Annotated in this window: 8 protein-coding genes; 7 read left to right on the top strand and 1 reads right to left on the bottom strand. The window is 32.1% G+C overall.

Annotated features, from left to right (window positions below):
* Both AB3X49_RS17770 and AB3X49_RS17765 read left to right on the top strand, forming a co-directional pair.
* The coding region (locus AB3X49_RS17770) for an MBL fold metallo-hydrolase RNA specificity domain-containing protein (RefSeq protein WP_367963746.1) at positions 1 to 396 on the top strand (396 nt) is incomplete at its 5' end.
* Between the two features lie 20 nt (positions 397 to 416).
* Entirely contained in the window at positions 417 to 1,250 is an 834-nt protein-coding gene (locus tag AB3X49_RS17765; protein WP_367963744.1) for a hypothetical protein, read from the top strand.
* A gap of 53 nt (positions 1,251 to 1,303) precedes the next feature.
* On the opposite strand, the gene AB3X49_RS17760 is transcribed toward AB3X49_RS17765, so the two are convergent.
* On the bottom strand, positions 1,304 to 1,726 hold the full coding sequence (locus AB3X49_RS17760; protein ID WP_002168706.1) for a YfmQ family protein: 423 nt from the start codon (positions 1,724 to 1,726) through the stop codon (positions 1,304 to 1,306).
* 130 nt (positions 1,727 to 1,856) lie between these two features.
* Here AB3X49_RS17760 and AB3X49_RS17755 point away from each other — a divergent pair, with 130 nt between their 5' ends.
* The 5 genes from AB3X49_RS17755 to AB3X49_RS17735 form a co-directional block, all read left to right on the top strand.
* The gene (locus AB3X49_RS17755) at positions 1,857 to 1,973 is read left to right on the top strand and encodes a hypothetical protein (protein ID WP_002018064.1); all 117 of its coding nucleotides are present in this window, start codon (positions 1,857 to 1,859) and stop codon (positions 1,971 to 1,973) included.
* A gap of 65 nt (positions 1,974 to 2,038) precedes the next feature.
* Complete coding sequence (locus tag AB3X49_RS17750; RefSeq protein ID WP_002011945.1) at positions 2,039 to 2,200, top strand: hypothetical protein; 162 nt, start codon at positions 2,039 to 2,041, stop codon at positions 2,198 to 2,200.
* 161 nt (positions 2,201 to 2,361) lie between these two features.
* Entirely contained in the window at positions 2,362 to 2,997 is a 636-nt protein-coding gene (locus AB3X49_RS17745) for a cupin domain-containing protein (RefSeq protein ID WP_367963741.1), read from the top strand.
* Between the two features lie 99 nt (positions 2,998 to 3,096).
* Positions 3,097 to 4,188, top strand: coding sequence for a serine hydrolase (locus tag AB3X49_RS17740; RefSeq protein WP_367963739.1), 1,092 nt, complete (start codon positions 3,097 to 3,099; stop codon positions 4,186 to 4,188).
* 123 nt (positions 4,189 to 4,311) lie between these two features.
* A partial coding sequence (locus tag AB3X49_RS17735) for a histidine phosphatase family protein (RefSeq protein ID WP_367963736.1) occupies positions 4,312 to 4,812 on the top strand: 501 nt, incomplete at its 3' end.

Here is a 4,812-nt window from a genome sequence, read left to right as displayed (position 1 = left end):
ATAGTTATGGATAAGGAAATTTGTATGCAAAATAGTTACGGAATAGTTGTAATGAGTGATGCGAATATGCAAACGAAACGAGCACAGTTGTATTATGAACAACTTCGGCATGAAGAACGAAATTCGATTATCTTTACTGGACATATTGCTAAAGGAAGTTTTGCAGAAAAAGTTTTGAAGGAACGTGTAGGTAAAGAATGTAGGGTGAAGCGAGTTCCATATAAAGTTCATCAAAGTATAAGTGACGTTAAGGAAATGTTAAATACACTATTACCAGAACATACGGTGTTAGTACATGCTTTGAAAGAGGATACGGATCGATTGCAGGAAAAGCTTAGCATAGCAGGATATGAAAATGTGTATTCACTTGCAATGGAATGTGTAGAAGTCATATAAAATGTAAAGGAGATTGGTATATGAAAAAAGTATTTGTATTCGTAAGTATTTTCTTTTGTTGTTTCCTTTATAACGTTAAGGAAGGTTTTGCTGCTAGTCCAATGAAACCTAGCTTTGAAGTGAAGTTATTATTAAAGCCAGAACAAGTATTAGGTTATAACAAAGAGATGAAGCAAGAGGTACTAGAATATTTTCAGGCTGGTACAAATTATGAAAGAATACAGGTGCAATTTTTAGATACGGCAAATAAAAATTTAAGTAATGAAGGTTGGTTTGCGAGAATTCGAAAGAAAGAATTTAGTAAAGATTTTGAGCTAACATATAAAAAAAGATATCCTATTCAAAATGGTGTAATTCAAGAAGCACTAGAAGTGGCTAAAAAGGATGGATTTGATAGTAAAACTGATAATTATGAGGCGGAAATAGATTGGGGATTTGAGAAGAAAACGTTAAGTATTTCAAATAAGAAAAGTTACAGTGCTAAAGGATATGGAGTACTTGATTTACCAAACGAACGAGTTGCTCAAAACATGTTAATAGAAAAGTTGCCAGGGAAAATGAACAAATGGTTGTATACGAATTGGGGAGAAGAAATGCTCAAGAATTCTCGTATTTATAGTCCTGTATTAATGAAAAGGTATACAGCTGAATTTGAAAATATTAAAACGAATATTGAAGTTTGGCCACTAAGTAATACCGGGAAGATAGAAGATGACTTCGTAATAGAAGTGTCGTTTAAAACAACTGAGGAAAGTATCGCGACAAAACAAAGAGAATTATTAATGGCGAGTATAGAGAAAAAAGGATGGTTGTTACCGAAAGATAGTTTGAAGACAGAGCTTATTTTTCAGTAAATAGGAAAGAAGGAATCCATGGCACATGGATTCCTTCTTCTAATATATGAGTATTAAGCTAAATCAGCTGACACGAACATATCATTATTTTGAAGGTTTTTAGAGCGTAAACTATAAGCAACTACCTTCTTTTTATGTTGTTTTACTACATCAACATGCTCTTCATGACTATAAATATAAAATGTAAAATCTTTTTTGCCACGTTTTGCAGTGATAATTAAAGGAGTGCCTTCATTGTGTGGTGGTGCATAATAGCGATCTAAAAATAATCCTTCGTTAAAATCATGAATAATTTTGGATTTCTTTTCGCCTTCTAAGTTATTTCCATTGATTGTAACAGTCACATTCTCTTCTTCAAGTTGTGGATGTGTTTCGTACTTGCTAATAATGGATTCAATAGCAGAGTTAGGAAGGCTAGAAACAATAATTTTAAATGCTCCAAATACAACTAACATTACAATAAACCAAGTCGTCATAGTATTTCATCCCCTTTATCCCACAGTAACGGTCCGTAAAATCCTGGTTGGTGCGGGCTAATAATCAGTGTGGATAGATACCCCGTACTGACTAAAATTTCACTTTATCCTATTTAACAATATAACTCATGTGGTAATAGTACATATGGTGAAGTTTTGTATAATTTGTGAAAAATATGCCATTTTTATGAACGAAATATTAGAAAAATCAATTTTGTTACAAAAAGTTGAAATCGAAGTATTTTAAAAGAAAAAGGTTTATAATAAAAATATAACTAATAACAACATTACTAATTATAAGGAAGTGTAACTATGAGTACTGTAGCTATCGTGTATGGTATTATTCTTTCCACAATTATTATTTTATTTTTCGTTGGGATTTCACGTTATATTCATAAATGGAAAGAAGGAGTTGCGAAATTAAATCACATTGAGGAAGAACTTAGTGATTTAATGTTACATCATGGTAAGTAAAAAGTTTATTTTTTAACTAAACAATGTGAAAAAAATCACAAAACATGCTCTCATCATGAAGGCATGTTTTTTTGTTATGTTGTTAATAGGCACATTTATAAAATTTCCCCATACGATACAGTGTAAAATCAGAAATGTTCGGAGCGGGAAAGAGGGATTGAATGAGTAATTCAGGTTATGTTACAGATAATAAAAATTTAAAGAAAAGCTCAGGAACGCCAAATCTTTTCTTTGATTCGAGAAAAAATGTCTTTTTTAAAAGAGATGAGAAAAACGTTGCATATGAAGTTACCTCAACGCAGTTACCTGCGATGATAGGAGGGGCGTTTGTTGATTTATTTATGACGAAAGGACATATGCGGGAACTACATTGGCATCCGAATGCGTGGGAATTAGATGTTGTTGTATCAGGAGAAGCAGTTACATCCATTTTAAATCCCGAAACGAATCAATTGCAAAATTATCATGTGAAAGCGGGGCAAACTGTCTTTATTCCAATGGGATGGTGGCATTGGATTACAGCGGTAACAGAAGAAGTACAATTACATTTGTTCTTTAATAACGATCAGTTTGAAACAGCAGAGGGATCAGACATACTTAGATTAACACCGCCAGAAGTATTTCAAGCTGCATACGGTGTAAGTGCAGAAAAATTAGGAAAGGACCTTTCGCCAATTAAGGAGTCAGTTGTAATTGGTCCTCCTAACTCAAATCGACTAAATAGAGTTAAAGAAAGTGACGACTCAAATATAGTTGTTACGTTAAATGGACAAATAACATCATGTGAAATAGAGTAACTCTTTCTTTTTTAGGAAGAGTTACTCTATTTTGTATAATTTTGTATTTTTATTCGTTATAATTATTATATAGAAGGGAATTTATAGAGGGGGCATATTGTGAACATATTAAAGATTATAGGAATTGTTGCAGGAGTCATTATAGTAGCCGTTATAGCTTTCTTTTTTATTATGAAGTACTATTTGTCAAAAGAAGATCCTGATTACGTATTAAAGTACATAAAAGAACATAAAGATGATGAAACGTGTTCATTACTAATTAGAAAAAATGGGGAAGTATTAACATCTATAAATGAAAATGTAAAATTGCCATTAGCGAGTACGGCAAAAATCGTCATAGCAGTTGAATTTGCTAAGCAAGTGTCAGAAGGAAAAATAAGTCGAGATGAACAAATTTCATTGCAGGATTTAGAAAAATATTATGTTAAAAACACTGATGGTGGAGCGCATCCTGACTGGTTAGAAGATTCAAAAGTGAGAGAGTTAGTGCAAAATGGACAGATTACTTTAGAAGAAGTGGCTAAAGGGATGATTCATTATAGTTCTAATGCGAATACAACATATTTGTTAGATAAGCTTGGAATAGAAAGAGTAAATGATAGTTTAAAAGAGTTAGAACTTACTAGTCATGACAAGTTCTCTTCGTATACTGCTTCACTATATATGAGAGGGTATGTAGAAAAAGAGCTTAATGAGCCAGAAAATCAATCGTTAGAAATGATACGTAACATGTCTAATGATGAATATAATAAACACGTGTTACAAATACATGAATGGATGAAAGATGAAAGTGAATGGAAGAAACGTGATATACCATTAAAAATAGATATGGAATTCCAGCGTATTTGGTCAGATCGATTAGTGAGTGCAAATGCTAAAGATTATTTGAGTTTAATGGAAAAGGTAAATAGTAGAAATTATTTTCCAAAATCAATGCAAGATGAAATTGATAATGTTTTTAAAGGAACAGTTGAAAATAGTAAGTTGGAATATGCTGGTCAAAAAGGTGGTTCTACCGCATTCGTATTGACAAAAAGTTTGTATACTACAGATAAGAAAGGGAATAAGGTAGAAGTTGTAATTATGTTTAACGATATAGAAGATCAAGTTGCATATCAAAAGCTGAGAAATAATATAGATTATTTTATTCAAGATGCTATAACAGATGAAGAATTCAGAAGAAAGTTATAATGGAATAATTTTATTATGTAAACAAAAGAGCGCTTTTTAAAAGGCGCTCTTTTCTATTCATGATACAGGATTTCCTATTTACTGCATGGAATATAGATTGAAACTAAGAAAGGAAGTTGAATAATGACTACAGTATATTTCGTTCGCCACGCTCACTCTACATATACAAAGGAAGAAAGGGAACGTCCCTTATCTGAAGAAGGAGAGATTGATGCAGGTAATGTAACAAGTTTGTTAAAGGATAAAAACATTGATGTTGTTATTTCTAGCCCGTATAAAAGGGCGATTCAAACCGTGCAAGGAATTGCGAATACATATAATTTATCAATACAACTGGAAGAAGATTTACGGGAAAGGTTATTAAGTAAAGAGCCAGTAACAGATTTTAACGATGCTATTCAGAAGGTATGGGAAGACTGGACTTTTGCATACGAAGGCGGAGAATCAAATGATGTAGCGCAAAGACGCGCTGTAATATGTATGCAAAATATATTAAAAAAATATAAAGGTAAGAATATTGTAATAGGTACTCATGGGAATATTATGGTATTACTAATGAATTATTTTGATTCGAAATATGGTTTTCAGTTTTGGAAAACCCTTCATATGCCAGATGTGTATAAA

It is taken from the genome of Bacillus sp. C30 (assembly GCF_040838255.1).
GTDB lineage: Bacteria > Bacillota > Bacilli > Bacillales > Bacillaceae_G > Bacillus_A > Bacillus_A mycoides.
The sequence above is the reverse complement of the archived record's forward strand: the minus strand, read 5'-3'. Positions and strand labels throughout refer to the sequence as shown.

Coding starts and splice junctions, on each gene's coding strand:
- AB3X49_RS17760 (WP_002168706.1), bottom strand. CDS start 1,726: ATGACGACTTGGTTTATTGTAATGTTAGTTGTATTTGGAGCATTTAAA.
- AB3X49_RS17765 (WP_367963744.1), top strand. CDS start 417: ATGAAAAAAGTATTTGTATTCGTAAGTATTTTCTTTTGTTGTTTCCTT.
- AB3X49_RS17745 (WP_367963741.1), top strand. CDS start 2,362: ATGAGTAATTCAGGTTATGTTACAGATAATAAAAATTTAAAGAAAAGC.
- AB3X49_RS17750 (WP_002011945.1), top strand. CDS start 2,039: ATGAGTACTGTAGCTATCGTGTATGGTATTATTCTTTCCACAATTATT.